The organism is Brasilonema angustatum (genome assembly GCF_059505445.1).
Map to the genome: position 1 here is coordinate 29,427 of NZ_JCACKO010000142.1, position 16,318 is coordinate 45,744.

Annotated in this window: 16 protein-coding genes, 1 other RNA gene and 1 pseudogene; 7 read left to right on the forward strand and 11 right to left on the reverse strand. The window is 42.8% G+C overall.

All coding sequences use genetic code 11. The features are described from left to right. Positions 1 to 453: 453 nt before the first annotated feature. Complete coding sequence (locus tag AC5JM2_RS28200) at positions 454 to 1,728, forward strand: PrsW family glutamic-type intramembrane protease (protein WP_495838233.1); 1,275 nt, start codon at positions 454 to 456, stop codon at positions 1,726 to 1,728. Positions 1,729 to 1,879: 151 nt separating this feature from the next. Here the strand turns inward: AC5JM2_RS28200 and AC5JM2_RS28205 are convergent, their stop codons facing one another. The 3 genes and pseudogenes from AC5JM2_RS28205 to AC5JM2_RS28215 form a co-directional block, all read right to left on the reverse strand. Beyond that, on the reverse strand, positions 1,880 to 2,581 hold the full coding sequence (locus AC5JM2_RS28205; RefSeq protein WP_495838235.1) for a J domain-containing protein: 702 nt from the start codon (positions 2,579 to 2,581) through the stop codon (positions 1,880 to 1,882). A 15-nt stretch (positions 2,582 to 2,596) separates the two neighbouring features. Continuing rightward, positions 2,597 to 3,587: pseudogene (gene cysK, locus AC5JM2_RS28210) on the reverse strand (cysteine synthase A). Positions 3,588 to 3,661: 74 nt separating this feature from the next. Further along, entirely contained in the window at positions 3,662 to 4,099 is a 438-nt protein-coding gene (locus AC5JM2_RS28215) for an RrF2 family transcriptional regulator (RefSeq protein ID WP_495838236.1), read from the reverse strand. 425 nt (positions 4,100 to 4,524) lie between these two features. Between AC5JM2_RS28215 and AC5JM2_RS28220 the strand changes: the two genes are divergently transcribed. The 6 genes from AC5JM2_RS28220 (at position 4,525) to AC5JM2_RS28245 (ending at position 6,845) form a co-directional block, all read left to right on the forward strand. After that, on the forward strand, positions 4,525 to 4,791 hold the full coding sequence (locus AC5JM2_RS28220) for a YciI family protein (RefSeq protein ID WP_495838238.1): 267 nt from the start codon (positions 4,525 to 4,527) through the stop codon (positions 4,789 to 4,791). Positions 4,792 to 4,829: 38 nt separating this feature from the next. Continuing rightward, an RNA gene (ffs, locus tag AC5JM2_RS28225) (signal recognition particle sRNA small type) lies at positions 4,830 to 4,926 on the forward strand. A 25-nt stretch (positions 4,927 to 4,951) separates the two neighbouring features. Further along, positions 4,952 to 5,341, forward strand: coding sequence for a phasin family protein (locus tag AC5JM2_RS28230; RefSeq protein ID WP_495838240.1), 390 nt, complete (start codon positions 4,952 to 4,954; stop codon positions 5,339 to 5,341). Between the two features lie 263 nt (positions 5,342 to 5,604). Beyond that, positions 5,605 to 6,009 (forward strand): hypothetical protein, encoded by a 405-nt coding sequence (locus AC5JM2_RS28235; protein ID WP_495838242.1) that lies wholly within the window; start codon positions 5,605 to 5,607, stop codon positions 6,007 to 6,009. An 80-nt stretch (positions 6,010 to 6,089) separates the two neighbouring features. Then, complete coding sequence (gene queF / locus AC5JM2_RS28240; protein ID WP_495838244.1) at positions 6,090 to 6,464, forward strand: preQ(1) synthase; 375 nt, start codon at positions 6,090 to 6,092, stop codon at positions 6,462 to 6,464. A gap of 30 nt (positions 6,465 to 6,494) precedes the next feature. Then, on the forward strand, positions 6,495 to 6,845 hold the full coding sequence (locus tag AC5JM2_RS28245; RefSeq protein ID WP_495838246.1) for a hypothetical protein: 351 nt from the start codon (positions 6,495 to 6,497) through the stop codon (positions 6,843 to 6,845). Between the two features lie 79 nt (positions 6,846 to 6,924). Here the strand turns inward: AC5JM2_RS28245 and AC5JM2_RS28250 are convergent, their stop codons facing one another. From AC5JM2_RS28250 to AC5JM2_RS28285, 8 genes are all read right to left on the reverse strand, one after another. Next, positions 6,925 to 7,638, reverse strand: a complete 714-nt coding sequence (locus tag AC5JM2_RS28250; RefSeq protein WP_495838248.1) for an acyltransferase — start codon at positions 7,636 to 7,638, stop codon at positions 6,925 to 6,927. A gap of 633 nt (positions 7,639 to 8,271) precedes the next feature. Then, on the reverse strand, positions 8,272 to 9,657 hold the full coding sequence (locus tag AC5JM2_RS28255) for a cytochrome c biogenesis protein (RefSeq protein WP_495838249.1): 1,386 nt from the start codon (positions 9,655 to 9,657) through the stop codon (positions 8,272 to 8,274). A 22-nt stretch (positions 9,658 to 9,679) separates the two neighbouring features. Beyond that, complete coding sequence (locus AC5JM2_RS28260; protein WP_495838251.1) at positions 9,680 to 10,423, reverse strand: cytochrome c biogenesis protein CcdA; 744 nt, start codon at positions 10,421 to 10,423, stop codon at positions 9,680 to 9,682. A 45-nt stretch (positions 10,424 to 10,468) separates the two neighbouring features. Then, positions 10,469 to 10,933, reverse strand: coding sequence for a hypothetical protein (locus AC5JM2_RS28265; RefSeq protein ID WP_495838252.1), 465 nt, complete (start codon positions 10,931 to 10,933; stop codon positions 10,469 to 10,471). Between the two features lie 97 nt (positions 10,934 to 11,030). Beyond that, positions 11,031 to 12,368 carry an aromatic ring-hydroxylating dioxygenase subunit alpha gene (locus tag AC5JM2_RS28270; protein WP_495838253.1) on the reverse strand — a complete coding sequence of 446 codons (1,338 nt, stop codon included), beginning with the start codon at positions 12,366 to 12,368 and terminating at the stop codon, positions 11,031 to 11,033. 199 nt (positions 12,369 to 12,567) lie between these two features. Beyond that, positions 12,568 to 13,632 carry a glycoside hydrolase family protein gene (locus AC5JM2_RS28275; protein ID WP_495838254.1) on the reverse strand — a complete coding sequence of 355 codons (1,065 nt, stop codon included), beginning with the start codon at positions 13,630 to 13,632 and terminating at the stop codon, positions 12,568 to 12,570. Positions 13,633 to 13,883: 251 nt separating this feature from the next. After that, complete coding sequence (locus tag AC5JM2_RS28280; protein WP_495838256.1) at positions 13,884 to 15,179, reverse strand: FAD-dependent oxidoreductase; 1,296 nt, start codon at positions 15,177 to 15,179, stop codon at positions 13,884 to 13,886. A gap of 266 nt (positions 15,180 to 15,445) precedes the next feature. Continuing rightward, a partial coding sequence (locus AC5JM2_RS28285; RefSeq protein WP_495838258.1) for an energy transducer TonB occupies positions 15,446 to 16,318 on the reverse strand: 873 nt, incomplete at its 5' end.

The window sequence follows — 16,318 nt, forward strand, 5'->3', positions numbered from 1 at the left end:
TATAAACAAATTCTGGTGTAAGTTGTTAATTGTTGGTTGTTCGTCAATATTCCTGGTTTCACTTGGGACTTACACACTGTACAAATGCACCCACTTATGCATTCAGACAAGTTACCTTTGTCGGTAAGTTTGGCACAACCTAGACGACATTCACTGCTCATGCAACACGCCCAGCTTGCATTGCACCGGTTTGGGCGCTTTGCAGTTTGTCTATCTACCGACTTCTAGTTTGTGAGGCTAACGTTCTTCTGCATAAAATGATTTTGCTTACACCTATTAAGAATACAGAAGAAAAGCTTCTTCATGCTTAACTTCTGTGAAAATCAAACTTTTGTTAATGCCTAAGTTCTCAAAGTATATAGTGGTTGCAAACTTTGCTGAGGCTCTCAAACAAATAAACAACGTTCCCGTCGTATTTTTATTGATAAAAAACACAACTTCAGGAGTAATTTGATGGCAGGACTTCACCGTTACAAAAGCTTCTTAATACAAATTAACCCTAGTACAGGAAGTGACTCACAACAAACTGAGAACATAGTTTTATCTGATAAACCAATAATAATTGGACGAGATGCTAGTTGCTGTGACATTGTTTTAGATTCCACGAAATACCACGAAGTATCCCGTCAGCATTTAAAAATTTCTCCCCTCTCGTCTGAGTCTCCCAGTGATCTGCCTCAATGGGAAATATCCGATTTGGAAAGCCGTAATGGTATTTATATTAATGGTCAGCGCTTACAAGGTTCTCAAATTTTGCAAGTACATGACCAGATCAAACTTGGTCGCAAGGGTCCAGAATTCGTTTTTGAGTATGAACAGATTAGCTTTGTTGGTATCAGCGATATATTCCCTGTCGTCTCAGGAAGGGTAGATTTACATCAGAAAGGTTTCCTTGTTCCGGGCATTGTCACAGTGATATTCGTAGTAGCAATGTTGGCTACTAAAAATAGCAATAACTTCCTCTACATCTTGGCAGCTTACCTAGCTCTTGCAAGCCACTATGTTATTCACAAACTCTGCCATAAACATAAGCCCTGGTGGTTGCTAGTGAGCTTAGGTTTGGCTACTGGTTTACCGCTTTTAACTGCCCATCATGAATTGGCAACTATTTTTTCTGACATCTTACCAGGAGATGCCTCGGAACACAAGGAGAGCATTCTTGCTATCATTCTCAAAGAATTTTTCAAGGCAGGTTTGTTAGAAGAATTGTTTAAAGTGCTGCCAGTGATATTAGTTTACTTTATAGGCAGACTACTCCAATCACCCAAGCGCGAACTCATTGGGGTATGGGAACCTATGGACGGAATCCTTTTAGCGACGGCATCTGCCACTGGATTTGCATTAGTAGAGAGTTTGATGACAGTGCATCAAGAAACTCAAAGCAAAGGTAGTTTTGCCGGATTAACACTTTTAATTCCCCTGATCTTAGGAGATATTTGTGGACAGGTGGCATATAGCGGCTACTTTGGTTACTTCATTGGATTGGGTGCAATGAAACCTAGAAAGCTTTGGCGGTTTATAGGAATCGGCTACCTGACTTCAGCAGCTCTACATACCATTGGAGCGATTATCTCTGAGTTGCAAAAGGAGGGTATACTAGGTAATCCTATCATCGGTAACGTACTCTTAGCTTTGATCGGCTCTCTGGCTTACATATTTTTGATGGCAGCAATCCTCAAAGCCAATCAACTTTCGCCAAGTCACTCACACAAATCTGCCAATGGGTAGAAGACAAGTTAGCTGCAGGCGCGTAATATTGTCGTACCTGCATAGTGTTGTCTCTAATTTGTGTTAATAATAAAGAGCTGTAAGTGGGTGCATTTGTACAGTGGGTAGATTCAGATAACTAAATTATTATGATCACTAACTATAATAACCGCTACACATAGGCACCCAGAGATTCTTGTGCCTCACGGTACATATTAGTGGCAGTGCGGAACATTTCTTGACCAGCGTGCAAGTAACTCTCGTCATAGTTAAGAGGGAAATATGCTAATTGATCTAGCCCATCGCCTATTTGATTAAGACAATAGTAGAGATGGGCTGCTGCTCTTGCTAAACTTGGTGGATTTGGTAAAGAACGAAAAATCAGGTGCGCCTGCTTGAAGTCAGCTTGACAGGCGTGTAAGTAATCCTGAAATTCTTCCAAGAGAATATCATCAAAGGGGTCAGCAGCAAGCTTCTCAATTTGCTCTCGTAAAGAAGCCAAAATGGAAAACAGCAGGCGATTCACTGGCTGATAAACTCGGTGCAGCCATTCCTCTATTTGCTCATCGGCATCTTTTCCAGTTTTTCTTGTCGCCTGGTATTGCTGTTGAGCTGCTGCTGTACGCTGTTGCCTATTGGTAGTGGTTTGTTGAGAACGTTGACGCAGTTTTTGGTCGTAATTTCGGCGATTTTGAATGTCGCCTAAAACCTCATATGCTGCATTGATACGGATAATTTGCTCAGGATCACCTGTACCCTGATTGCTATCAGGATGAAACATCTTAACCAAGCGACGATAAGCTTGCTTAATCTCGGCTTGGCTTGCGTTTGGACTAACTTTGAGTGTTTGGTAGTGGTTTGTCTGATCTGCCATTTATTCAATGTACCGTTAGCTGATGCTAACTGCTAGCTTTGGCTCCAAGTCTTGGAACAACGGTGTACTCAAATACCTTTCTCCAAAACTAGGCGGAATCATCACGGATTTTGCGTTCCTCATTCTCTTTGCGTTGAGCAACACGAATAGCAGCACACAAAGCGGCACCGCTAGAAATACCAGACAGTAGTCCAACTTCATTTGCCAGACGCCTCCCGTAAGCGATCGCCTCTTCATCAGTCACCGAAATGACTTCATCTATAATGTTGACATTCAGCACCTGGGGGAATGAACCCAGCACCAATTCCTTGAATTTTGTGAGATCCTGGTTTTTTGCCAGATAAAACTGGGCTATTTGCGGGTTCAACTGCGATACGCGGAGCGTCAAGCCTCCGGCTTATCGCTTGAAAACTTGGTTTGCGTGCTTTGATAACCTCAGCGACACCTGTAATTGTACCACCTGTTCCCACTCCAGCAACTACTATATCGATCTGTCCGTCAGTATCTTCCCAGATTTCCTCTGCTGTCGTCTCCCGGTGTATTTTGGCTTAGCTGGGTTACGGAGCTGCTGTAACATATAAGCATTAAGAGTAGTATCAACGATTTCCTGCGCCCGTCGAATTGCCCCACTCATGCCTTCAATTCCTGTGGTGAGTTCTAATTGCGCTCCATATGCCCGCAACATTGCCCTTCGTTCAGCGCTCATTGTTTCAGGCATTGTCAAAATTAATCGATAGCCCTTTGCCGCTGCAACCATTGCTAGGGCGATTCCCGTATTTCCAGAGGTAGGTTCCACTAGCAGCGTTTTCCCAGGAGTGATCAACCCTTCTGCCTCTGCCGAGTTAATCATACTTATACCAATTCGGTCTTTTACAGATGCTGCTGGGTTCATACTTTCCAGTTTTACGACAATTTGCGCCACACAGCCTTCAGCTTGAGGAATACGATTGAGTTGCACCAGAGGAGTACGACCGATAAGTTCTGTAATATCACGAGCTATTCGCATACTCAAGTCCTTAATCCTTAGTCATTAGTCAACACTCAATTGTGAACTACCCAACACCCATCTGATTCCAGATACTAAATGTAGTACATTATGTCCAACTGTCGTCTAGAATCGCGTTTTTCACAAAGTTCTGCAAGCGTGTACTTTTGCAAAACTGCGTTTGCCGCCACCCTTGCTTCTTGCCAGATATCTTCGACAACACCACTGTCTAGAGTTTTCGGGTTGATGTCTTCCTCACCTATCCCCACATCTAACCCTTCTAAACAATTCAAAATCTCGAAAAGAGTTATTTTCCAAGGTTCTCGCGCCAATAGATAACCACCCTTTGAGCCGCGCTGGCTTTTAAGTATACCTCCACGCCTCAAAGTTGCTAGCAGTTGTTCTAGATAGCGATCTGGTATATTTTGTTGTGTCGCTATCTGTCGAATTTGCAGCGGTTCCCCGCTTTGGTAATGAGTTGCTAGCTCTATTAGAGCCAAAATTGCGTATTCTGATTTACAAGATAGTTCCACGGGCTGCTTTTGAAAAAGATGATGGGTTTAGAACAAACAAAGTTAAAAGTTAAAAGTTAAAAGATTTTTTGCTTTTTTCTTTCTGACTTTTCTTGTCCTCTTTTCCTAGTATACTCCGGCTATCCGCTAGGGTTTGTTATTTTCAAATATTGCCCTAAATAGTCCGAAGCTTTTATCCCAAATTTATTGACCCCTGTCGCTCAGCAGCTTGTATCCTGAAAAAAAAGGAGGAACCCTTTTCATGAGCTACTCGTTTTAATAGGGCTTGCTCATTCTCTACGTGTAAGACCCCGTAGGATGTACGAAAAATACGATTTTTCTTTCCCCCTACACCCCTACACCCCTTTTCTTCGTCCCCCTACACCCCTAAACCCCTACACCCCTTTTCTTCATCCCCCCTACACCTCTAGTTTTGGTAAAAAACAATGCCCTGGTTTGTGAAGATAGAAGAAGGCAAAGTTGAGAAGTCCACGTTTGATCAATACGTAAGCGCTCATCATGCTTACGTACAGGAATTGATTGCCAAAGGACACAAAGCAAAAACTGGCTACTGGGCGCAAAAAGGTGGCGGTATGATGCTGTTTGAGGCAGCCTCAATGGAGGAAGCACAAACTATTGTGGATCTTGATCCATTGGTACAAAACGATTGTGTTAATTATCAGCTTTACGAGTGGAAAATTGTAGTGGGATGACACACACAAAGCGAAAAATTAATGCTATGCTTTTTAAAGACTCGGATCTACGCGGCTGTAACGCCCAAATCTTGTCAGGACCGGAAGGTAGCAGCAATACGGGATGCTTATAGCAGGCGTAGTCTCCGGGTCGCCCTATTTTAGGAGCGCAAAAGCAGCAATGCCCGGTTTTGGAGATGTTGTAAAAAAAGCTTTTTACCTTGGTGTTGGGTTGGCTTCTTACGCCGGAGAGAAAGCAGGGGGGACAATAACCGAACTGCGATCGCAAGTCCAAAAGCTAGCAGATGAAATGGTTGCGCGGGGTGAAATGACGACAGACGAAGCCCGCCGGTTTGTAGAAGATATGATGAAGCAAGCCCAAAGCGTACCCGCATCTGATACAACAGCTTCTAAAACCTCTCCCTCAGAACCACGTCGGATTGAGATTCTAGAGGAAGACGAGGAGTCAACCACTGTAAAAGTCACTCAACCTACTGAGAATGTTGATAAACTACGCGATCAAGTCAAACAAATGCAGGAAGAACTACGTAGGTTACAACGCGATAAGTAGTTACTCCCTTCCCGGTATAAGATTATCGATGTAATTTCTTCTCCCCTGCACTCAAGCGCTCCCCTGCACCTAAGCGCTGCCTAAACGGTAATCTTCGGGCATCGAAAGGAGTAGAAGGCTGGCAGAAGTGGTTCAGCATGAAGCTGAAAAATTTCTTAATAATGTAAAATTTTTATTAAAAAATAGTCCTTTGGATGTACAAAAGTGCTCCCAGCCATGTAGCATTAAGCGTCCAGTAACTAACTTGTAAGGACGTCGGGTTTATGGAAAAGTGGCAAGAAGAGTTTTGGGACATGATAGAAATAGTGGCTGATGAAGTAGAACGCTTCTTCGTGGGCATGACGGAGATGGTAGATACCTTTTTTGAGTTCACAGAAGAGATTACCGACCAAGTACAAAATACTATAGCCACCGAGTTAGATCAGTATTTACAAGAACTGGCTGATCCGATTTTGGAAATTTACAGCGAACTGGAAGACATTGTTACAGATGATATTGATCTGGGTTTTCCTTATCCTGTTGAAGCCTGTCAAGAAAAAAATCCCGCTTGCATTGGTTGTCGTCATTACCACGGTCAAGTGTATGGTGGAAATTTGTTAGTTTGCGGTATGCATCCTCACGGTTGGGAAGATGAGAATTGTCCAGACTGGGAACAGGAAGAGTTATGATGAGTTAGTCAATAGTCCAAAGTCCAAAAGAAAAAATTTTTGACTGTTGACTGTTGAGTGTTGATTTTTGACTGTTGACTATGGAAATCAAATATGGAGAACGCAACATTGCGGAAGGGCAACTGATCACATTTCCCAATCCGCGTGTTGGCAGGCGATACAATATTGACATTACTCTGCCAGAATTTACGTGTAAATGCCCGTTTTCTGGCTATCCTGACTTTGCGACAATTCACATTAGCTACATCCCTAATGAACGAGTCGTGGAATTGAAGGCGCTCAAACTTTATATTAATAGCTATCGCGATCGCTATATTTCCCACGAAGAATCTGCCAATCAAATCCTAGACGATTTTGTTGCTGCTTGTGATCCAATGGATGTTACTGTTAAGGCAGATTTCACACCTCGCGGTAATGTGCATACGGTGATTGAAGTGCGACATCAAAAATCATAACTCTAGAAAGGTCTATTAATAACAACGGTTATGATCTCAAAAAGGCTGCTTGCTATGACAGTCGGAGGTTTGCTGTTTGCAGCCACCGCTTCAGTTGCTTCTTCTCCAGATGCTTGGGCACAACATCAACAAGAGGTTATTTCAAGTTGTCTTAAGGTGAGTGGCTTACGTAATGCTCAAGCTGTTGGAAATATTGTCGGTTTTGGAGATGATGTTGGGTACGATGCGCTGCTTGTACGAGGAAACTACCCACAACCGCACATGAACAATCGTGCTGGAGAATTTCTTTGTCTGTTCAATCGGAAAACTCGCAAGGCTTATACTAATGAGGCAAACCAACTGAGGCAGCCATCTGTACAGTCAAGTCAACGTCAGCGTTAAGGCAGATTTCACACCTCGCGGTAATGTACATACCGTGATTGAGGTGCGTCATCATAAGTAAGAAATTAAATCGTAGTAGTCAGATGTGTATTTGAGATGCGATCGATTTGACAGTTCTCTTGTCATCACGCTTTTTGATAACTTGTGCAGGCACGCCGACTGCAACTGACAAAGGTGGAATATCTTTAGTCACAACCGATCCTGCACCAATAATACTACCCCGCCTAATTGTAACCCCATCTAGTACTCTCACCCCACTTCCCAGCCAGCAATCATCCTCAATCACAATTCCTTTGACACTTAATCCCTGTTCTCTGAACCTCCGGTTAGGATCTGCAAAAATGTGATTATTGGCGTAGAGTGATGAGTGCGATGCAATCATACAATCTTTACCAATCTTGATGAAACCTGGGCCAGCCATACAAACGTAGGGACCGATGTAAGTGTGTTCACCAATATGAATATGACCATCTTGGTGACCACCGTAAGCTCTAATATCGACACCACGATCAATTGACACGTTTGACTCAAAGCAAATCTTATTACCTTTATTGCTCAGATAAGTGCCACTATATATACGGACATTATCTCCAATCTCAATAGTGCGCGTCCCGATAAACCGGACATTAGGTTGGATATAAACTGATTTTCCGACTCGACCGAAAATAGTGCGATAGACTATGTTTCGTAGCACTTTACCGATGGGGGTAGGAATTCCTCCCAGGAGTCCTGTTAAGATGTATTCCTTCCCGTAAAGTTGCAATAATTGAAAAGTTGAATTTTCCGCACTCATGCTTTTTAGCTCCCCTGTTGAATATAAACTGAAGCTTAGATTCCAGAAAAAATAATGTGTTCTGATGAGAAAACATCAGATGCGTAACATCAGGTTTGTCAAATGCTTACCCAACCTGAGGACTTATTAAAATCAAGAGTCCTCAAGTTAATATTAAGTATTCATCGCAACGCAAACAAGGAGTGAAAAAGTTTCACTTGCATGCAAATGTCATTGTTGATTTTAGGAGTGAAATTTCCCACCAAATATCAGTACATCAAGTCAGGGTGGAGTGTCTCCAACTTCGGCCATCACATTAAAATTGATCATCGGAGCGAACAAATAAATACTTCCCCGACAACTATAACGGCTCTCTTGCAGCCTGTTTTTGGATTCCGCTGCTCTAATCATGAGGTGCAAAGAGAATTGACATTTTAACTACAGCGCCTCTATTGTGACGCAGATAATCATTATATTACATCTTAAAATTTGATTTAAAAATTTTTTTTCAATTACCTATAATATTTTCATCAAAATCAAAAAATTCAAAAGATTATACATGTCGTCATCCTAAATGAGCCGTGAAGGATTTCACCAGAGTAAGTTTTCTGATAACTCAAATAGGATTGCGATTGTACAGAGACATTAAGGCGTTTAAACTTCGATAGGTGAAGATCCCTCCTGTTTTGGCTCTAAACTCAACTTATCCAAAATCTCCAGCATTTCCCGCTCAAAAGTAACTTGGGCACGATTCGTTTTTCCACCCACATATAAGCGACCATCTTTCTGCAACACCCAAATTTGGGAGTGAGAAAAGTAACTCATCACTACACCTAGCATCAGCAAGGCAAATCCTGTATAAACAATTGGTATTCCTGGATCTGCTTTAATTTGCAAGCCAGTACTACCAAGGACATCCAGAATTTTAAGGGTAACACCATTGACAGATGTGGACATTCCAGTGCGAACAGTGTCAACCAACTTGCCAGTTGCATCATAAATCAACACCGTTCCCTGCAAGTCTTTTGTGAGTAGAGAGACACCCTCACTCAAATCTGGTTTAGTCGGAATCCAAGTTCCCCAGATGCGTCCCTGACCGTTGGTGTTTAGTTGCGCCATCGGTATTTGAAAAATGGGGCTTTTGTTCACACGGACTCGAACAGCAGAAATTCCCCAATCAGTTTGGTAGAAAGTCACGCCGCGATAACGCAGAGGACTGTTAACGAAAATCGTCTTGCGGTCAACTTCCTGTTCTTGATTGTTCAAAACAGACATGTCTGAGTAAAACTGGTCAATTCCACCAGAAGCGGTGTAGTCAATCCAAAAGCGATTGACTCGCACAGACCAATCTTTGGGTACTGCTGTTGCCCAAGGCCCGGCATCTATGATATTTTTCACTTGAAACGTATTACCACTGCTCACCATTTCCTGAGCAACAAAACCAGTCATTGCTCCCCAAATAGATCCCAGAAGAATTGTCACAATACCTACGTGAACCACAATCGGTCCGATTCGTCCGATTAGACCTTTGCGGGCGTAGAGAGTATCATCTTTTTCTTGAAAAACTTTGTAGCGGCGATTTTGCAAAAGTTGAGTCAGGGGATTGACAGAACCATTGTCTAGTTCCGCACTCAAAGCTAACTTTTGAAATTGACGAGGTTCATCGTAAAATTTCCACCGACGGGCAGCTTTTAAAGCTGGTAGCTGACGAGTAAAGGTACAAGCAGTTAAACTTGTTCCAAAAAAGATGAGTAATGCTAAAAACCACCAAGTTCGATAAACATGGTCTAAGCCCAGTGTTAAAAGAACTTTCCAGGTCAGAAAACCAAATAAAGCTGGGTGTTCTGGGTAGTTAGCTTGGTAGAATGCGATCGATTGACCTTGCTCTATAACTGTACCAGTGACGCTGAAGATTGCAATGGCTAACAGCATCACAATTGCTAAGCGTAAATCTGTCAGCACGGGCAATAACTCTTGTCGCAATAACTGCCCAAATGCTGACCATATAGATTTTTTGTCAACTGAATCTTCTATAGTCATTTCTCTAATATTTACCTGAAATTTACCTGAAAACTTCCACTGGAATCCGAGAAACTAAAGAAAGCACACCAAATCCTACCAACAAAGCACCGCTGATTGGGTTAATCCAACCTGACCAACGCCGCAATTCTAGCAATTTCTTAATCGAAGCAGTAAACGTACCGGCTAAGATTAACGGTGCGACATAACCTGCTGTGTAGGAAATCAGCAAAACAGCACCTAGAATTAAGTCTTGCGTGTTGGCAACCCAACCAAGTAAGCTTGCTAAAACAGGAGTACTGCAAGGAGAGGCAACTAAACCGAAACTCAGACCAATCAAATAAGCTCGCACTCCTTGGGGTAATTCTTTAGAAATCCACTCTGTTCCACCAAAAGAGGGCAATTGCAATGGTAAGGCATCTAATAAATTCAGCCCCATGAGAATGGCTATGATACTGACAATAATTGGTAACCCAATTCCTACCTGACCATAGACTTTTCCCACAAAAGCTGCTATGATACCTAGTGCTGCTAGTGTAGTAGCCAATCCCAAAGCAAACCACGTTGATTGGGCAACGGCTTGCAGACGGCTTTTCGCTTCATAACCACCGATATAACCAATCGTAATCGGTAGCATGGAAAGCATACAGGGTGTCAGGCTAGTGAGCAACCCAGCGATAAAAATGACGCCAACACTCAGCAAACTTAAGTGCGTGAGTTGGTTGGCGACAAGGGTGTTAGCGAATTGTTCTAGTTCGTAAAGTCGGGTTTGCAGGGTTTCAAGCATGGGAGATCCAAAAGCAGGAAATGCTTAGTATGCTTGAATTTTAGCTTAATTTTGCATTGAGGCTCCACGGGTCACCACACCTCTTGGTAATCCAAGCTGTTCTGGAGTGACAGGTTTACCCTCCTGCACGAAATCAAAACTCTTTTTCACCATTGGCCCGTGGATGAATATTGTCCACGCTTGTTGATGATCTTTGATCCAGATGCTGTGGTGTTTGTATGCAGACCGGAAAATAATTGAACCTGGTCCATACCACTTTACCCCATCCTCAGTTTTCTCCCAATAGCCACCCTTCAAAATCAGACTGACGTTAGGCCAAGGATGATTGTGAAGTACTCCTTTATACCACTCTGGTCGGTCTAAAATATGGTTAAGTGTGATATTAAACCACTTATTTGCTGAGAACAAGATAAAGTGGGTATGCTGTCGAGCTTGTGTCTTTGCTAGATTGTTGTAGGCAGTTAGGACAGGTCGAGACTCTAGATACTTTTTGAACCATTTTTGAAACATATCTATCAAGCAATAAAGATGCCATTACATTGATAGTATATCCGAAAAATTATGTAAGAAAAAATACCAGAATTAACAGGCTCGTAAATTTGAGGTTTTATCTTTGGGCATGGACATAGTCCACAAAGTAAAATTTAGGACTAAGCCAGAATTTGAGCCAAGTATAAACTGATAGACTTAATAGTGCGGTAATAACTAGGGGTAAACCAACCTTAACTCGGAGTGTATCAGGAAGGATAGCAACTCCGGAAACAGTAATGGCAAAATATGCTAGGAGCACCACCTGCAAACGCTGTATTGTCCTCAGGACACCTCGGCAGCTACTGCAATGCTGAGTGTGCTGTTTGTAGCGATCTAGCATTACAGAACGGTTATCATTAATTTCCAAGTTTTCGGGAACACTTGTTCCGGTTTCGTTCCACGGTAGCTGTCCGTGGCAATACTTGTCAAACCAATTCCTAAACTCAATCACTAAACGATCTGCGCTTGTAGGTAGCTTGTAAGCAGTTTTCCAGGTTTCAAAAGATTTTTTCTTCTGCTGAAAAAAGTGCTCTTGCTGATGTAGAAGTATCATATCTCCATCAAGCACCTGATTACGAGCTGTGATGTGTTCCCACCAACGAGGTTTTAGACGATGGAGTGTTTTAGCAAAGTTACGGGGAAATTGAGCGACAATCCTTGACTTACCTGGAGACACTGGAATGCAATAAGTAACAAGTCCTATCTGCTTTCCGGAGTCACCGAAATTAATTGCATACTCCAAGCGACAAGGTGGCTCAAAAGTGATTGTTGATTTTGTGAAACTTGTTTTATAAGTTGCTTCAATCACATTTGGTGTTGATTGCTCAATTTTCATGGGGATGGGTACTGCTTTTGAGCGATCGCCCTGCACCCCATGATGAGCAAAAGGAACATGACTCGGATCAGTCACATTCTCAATCAGGGTTTGCCAGTCATATTCCAAATCGCGCACATAAGAAGACCAAACAAACCCTTTACTAGCATCTACTTGAGGTGACAGAGGTAACGGCGTGGTAACAGCTTGTGCTGCTGACTTCACATCAGGCCAAACCCAAAGTAAACCATTTTCCTGGCGAACTGGGAATGTGACTGCACAGAATTTTTCTTGGTTCTTAGTAAGAATCTCTGGATTTTCTGCTTGGGGAATGTGTGTGCAGATTCCTTGAGAATCAAACTGCCAGCCGTGATAACTACACATTAAATCACCAGTCTGCTCATCAATAAGCCCTTCACTTAAGGGGGCAAGGCGATGAGGACATTGATCTAAAAACACCTGGTAAGTTCCAGATGACTTAGGCTTCCAGATAACTAGGCGGAGTCCCAAAAGAGTGACTGCATTTGGGCGCTTTGGATCAAGATCTTCAACGGGTAACAGAGGATACCAGTGGTGAAAAAAGTTGAATTCAGATTGCATGTTACTTCTAAGGATTTAATAAATTAACAACTCAGTTGTCAAAATTCAGAAGCCAAAATTCTGGGGTGCATCCCAATCCATGAAAAAAGACGATTAGTGAAATTTTAACCAAAGCAAGCTAGAAGCCCACACTACGAGAAACCACAAATTTAAACATTTGGGATGCTCCCAAATTATGGATTACCCTTGAAACTATTCCTCAGTGCGACTCTCCCCAGCGATACCACTTGCGAAAATTAGAGCCGTCACTCACTGCTAACCCAATCTGGTGCTGTGATGACAGTTCATCGTAGCCGCCTTCGTTAGCACCAATATAGTACATGCGGAAACTTCCATCATCCATCGGCACGACACAAGGGGTACCAATTGCCCTTGCATCCCAATATCCAGAACCCTTTTGGGCATGGCAAAAGACGGAACCACCGGATTGCTCACCCTGATCTTTTTTCCAATCAATGCCGTCATCAGATATAGCAATACCAATGGAGTGGTATCCACTACTGTTGACACCTTCGTAAAACATCACGTACTGACGATTGATTTTCAGCACCTGACGAGTACCAATGCCTCGCTCGTCAAAGCTACCCGGCTCACCTGGTGCCAATATCTGACCAACTTTTTCCCAACGCAAACCATCAGTGGATACTGCTAATCCCACGAGAAATTCTCGCTGGCGGTTGAGGGTGTGGTAGTACATTTTCCAACTACCATCATCATCGCGCAGTACCTGTGGCCACGAACAAAACAGTTCATCAAACTCCCCCGCCTTGCCGACATCCAGGAATGCTCCTTGGTAAGGACCTTCAAGACGCACCCAATGAATACCATCCCGAGAAAGCGCACAACCGGGACGCATTTGGATGCCTTTAGGTTTGGATTTTCCTAAGTCTAGAACTTTGTGGTCACCACCGAAATACCACATCCAATAGAGATTATCGAAGTATGTCACATTACTGACCCCAACATGGGCTGAGTCAAATCGACTTGGATCTGGACTTGGCTCAAACACAGCACCCATAGTTAGAGGACCTTTTAGCCTTTGCCAGTCAACACCGTTAGCGGAAATGGCCAAACCACAGCGACCAGTAGGCAAATTAATTTCTCGGTCAAAGCTGGCATCTCGACCGTAGTACCACATTTTCCAACTTCCATCAAGACAACGCATGACATGGGGTGAGGAAACACGTTCGGAATCCCACCATCCCTCTGGGCCTGGTGTCAATATTAAACCAGGTTGATTAACTGTTGTTATTTGATTGCTCATAAAATTTTCCTAAATAGCCGAGACAGCAAAAGTTGATGTTTTAAATCAGCTAGTCAACTTGAGTGCAGTCAGGAATATCCTGTCAGTGAGAGGAAACTTGTTAGCATAGCGCTACTTGATGCACTTTTGTAAGCATATTTGTAAGTATAGCAGTCCTAAATCCTGAGCCACTGCGGGCACGCTTTGCGCTTACGTGAAAAACAAGATCCCCGACAACTGTTACGAAATCAGGGATCTGTGTCTTTTAATTTTCACCAAATCAAAGATTCGTTTGATTTTTTAACTTTGGATATCCAGCCTTTGTATGAATTCAAAATTTCTGAGTAGGGAATTGTGGTTTCAAAAATGAGATCAATAAGTGAAGGTGCGAAGTTCTTGGGAGATACTTTGTGTAAAATTTTAGCAATACTTTCCCTGAGTATAAATTCAATAAATAATCCAGTAGACGAGGGAAAAGCATAGTCGCCAAGCTCCACTAGAGCAAGACCATCGGGCTTGCGGCGTATAGTAAACTGTTTGAGAACATCGGCTAAATTGTCAGAATACTCGTTCAAAAGATTGTCAAATACGACCACATCTTCAAGTGCTGCATTGCAACCTTGACCAATAGAGGAAGACACTGCATGAGCGGCGTCTCCAATTAATAGCACACTGTCACCTTGATGGTAACGGTTACAGCGAACTGTTAAAATTCTCGATATCGGTTTATTGAGGAAAGCTTCAGCTTCCTCCTGGGTCATTAATCGACCAATTTCTGGAAAATTACTTTGAAAGAATTTGAGAACCTCTTGGGTTGTGGAAAGATTAGCCACCTGATTTTTTTCAGGCGGAAAATTGATAGCACCACTCATTGTTCCATCTACTTGATGTAGCGCCACCATGAGTGTTCCATCATCTAGTCTCCAGGTATGGATATTATCTGCTTTCAGGTGTGTTCCTAACTTTTCGCTACTGTCTAGGTAAATCGATTTGTAGTCATTGGGGTAGTACTTCTGTTCACATTCAAAATCTTCTGTAGTCACAAAAGACTCTCTCACCACAGAACGTCCCCCATCTGCACCAACTAATAGATCATAGTCAATGGTGAAATCCTCTTCTGTTTCCAGGTTTTGCAACTTTACCTTTTTGGGTGCAAAATCGACGGAAGTGCATTGACAGTTGAAGTGAATGTTGAGCCGGTTGTTATCGTATTTTTGGGTTAAATTTTCCAATAGGGCGATCGCCAAGTTTGTACGATCAAGTGTGACGAGAGGTTTCTTTCTTGGCGTCAACCGCGTCTTGCCATTTTTTTGGTGAAACATCGTTCCCGTCATCTCTACACTAATCGCTTTAACTGCTTCTTCCAAACCCTCAATTTTTCTCAAAGCGCTCATTCCCCTTTCATTTAGGGAGATGGGGTAGGTTCTAGAATTTGAGAATGAGACAGTTCTAGGATCATTGCGCCGCTCATAAATGTCAACTTGGTATTTGTCGCCACGATGCAACAGGTAGTGAGCAAGTAGGAGTCCGCTAGGTCCTGCACCGATAATTGCGATTTTCTTGACCATGATTTTTACCAATTGAGACTGATACTTTATAGCTCTTTTGGAACATGGATTGCTTTAATTCTGTTTTACTGCAAGTTTCCATATTTTCATCTTCCTTGGGACAGAACTAACAAATTTCTTCCCAAGTAAAGGAGAATGACTAGCAGAGATTTCTACGTGTTACTTTAAATTAGCAAAACCTCAAAACCAAAGTGGCGTAGATGTGCAGTTGAAGTATCTACTCCACATCTACGCCAAGTCTGTATTGCATCACTTTTTATACAGCCTTATTGATTGTTTCCACTACTATCTGAAGGAACTGGTTCTGACGGCGGAGATGGATTTTGAAGCAGAGGTAATTGGTTACCCGAATCATTTTGACTGTCAGATGTGCCTAGACTTCTTTTGCGCCGATTGGAGGGTTGCTGTTCATTCTGCTCGGAAGAAGAATTTTGCTCTAATGGTGGAGTTAAAGTCGGTGGCTGTGGAGTTACTTGTCCGGAATTTGGTTGTATGGGTGTCCTTGGTATATCTTGCCCGCCCGTGATCCCAGTTTCTGGAGGGGTTAACGGCGCTGTTTCTGGAGGTGTTGATAAGGCTCGTCTTTTACGTCCAGAATTTTCTTGCTCGTTAACAGCTTCGCGGCTTCTCTGTTCTGATTCTTGTTGTCTTTTTCTCTGAGCCTCTAGTTTTTCCTGTCTTTCTCTTTGACGCTGCAGAGCTTCTTGGTTAGTTCGCGAGCCTTGGATAGCAAAATTTGCAAATAATTGTACGTTTTGTTTTCCAGCAGCTGCGGTATTTAATTTAAAGTGTTTTGCAGAGTCTACCAGTGCGTCATCCAGCTCTTTGTGACCACTAGGGCTGATCAGCCGGACGTTGTTAACATTACCATTTTTGTCAATATCAAAAGCAACACCTGGTCTGCCTTCAATACCTCGCTGTTTAGACTTTTCTGGATACTTGATATCACATTTGATACACTCGGCAAAATCCAACTGTGAAGGAGCAGGGGTTCTTGGTTTGGGAGCTGTCGCTACTTGTGTCTTAGTACTTCCTTGTCCACTACCAGTACCTGAACCGATACCTGAACCGATACCTGAGCCTGTACCTGAACCGATACCTGAGCCTGTACCTGAACCGATACCTGAGCCTGTACCTGA

What these genes read in the sequence shown, in the direction of transcription:
- AC5JM2_RS28230 (WP_495838240.1), top strand. Translation starts at nt 4,952, where the DNA reads ATGCCCGGTTTTGGAGATGTTGTAAAAAAAGCTTTTTACCTTGGTGTT.
- AC5JM2_RS28280 (WP_495838256.1), bottom strand. Translation starts at nt 15,179, where the DNA reads ATGGTCAAGAAAATCGCAATTATCGGTGCAGGACCTAGCGGACTCCTA.
- AC5JM2_RS28270 (WP_495838253.1), bottom strand. Translation starts at nt 12,368, where the DNA reads ATGCAATCTGAATTCAACTTTTTTCACCACTGGTATCCTCTGTTACCC.
- AC5JM2_RS28265 (WP_495838252.1), bottom strand. Translation starts at nt 10,933, where the DNA reads ATGTTTCAAAAATGGTTCAAAAAGTATCTAGAGTCTCGACCTGTCCTA.
- AC5JM2_RS28235 (WP_495838242.1), top strand. Translation starts at nt 5,605, where the DNA reads ATGGAAAAGTGGCAAGAAGAGTTTTGGGACATGATAGAAATAGTGGCT.
- AC5JM2_RS28255 (WP_495838249.1), bottom strand. Translation starts at nt 9,657, where the DNA reads ATGACTATAGAAGATTCAGTTGACAAAAAATCTATATGGTCAGCATTT.
- AC5JM2_RS28275 (WP_495838254.1), bottom strand. Translation starts at nt 13,632, where the DNA reads ATGAGCAATCAAATAACAACAGTTAATCAACCTGGTTTAATATTGACA.
- AC5JM2_RS28220 (WP_495838238.1), top strand. Translation starts at nt 4,525, where the DNA reads ATGCCCTGGTTTGTGAAGATAGAAGAAGGCAAAGTTGAGAAGTCCACG.
- AC5JM2_RS28260 (WP_495838251.1), bottom strand. Translation starts at nt 10,423, where the DNA reads ATGCTTGAAACCCTGCAAACCCGACTTTACGAACTAGAACAATTCGCT.
- queF (WP_495838244.1), top strand. Translation starts at nt 6,090, where the DNA reads ATGGAAATCAAATATGGAGAACGCAACATTGCGGAAGGGCAACTGATC.
- AC5JM2_RS28245 (WP_495838246.1), top strand. Translation starts at nt 6,495, where the DNA reads ATGATCTCAAAAAGGCTGCTTGCTATGACAGTCGGAGGTTTGCTGTTT.
- AC5JM2_RS28200 (WP_495838233.1), top strand. Translation starts at nt 454, where the DNA reads ATGGCAGGACTTCACCGTTACAAAAGCTTCTTAATACAAATTAACCCT.
- AC5JM2_RS28205 (WP_495838235.1), bottom strand. Translation starts at nt 2,581, where the DNA reads ATGGCAGATCAGACAAACCACTACCAAACACTCAAAGTTAGTCCAAAC.
- AC5JM2_RS28250 (WP_495838248.1), bottom strand. Translation starts at nt 7,638, where the DNA reads ATGAGTGCGGAAAATTCAACTTTTCAATTATTGCAACTTTACGGGAAG.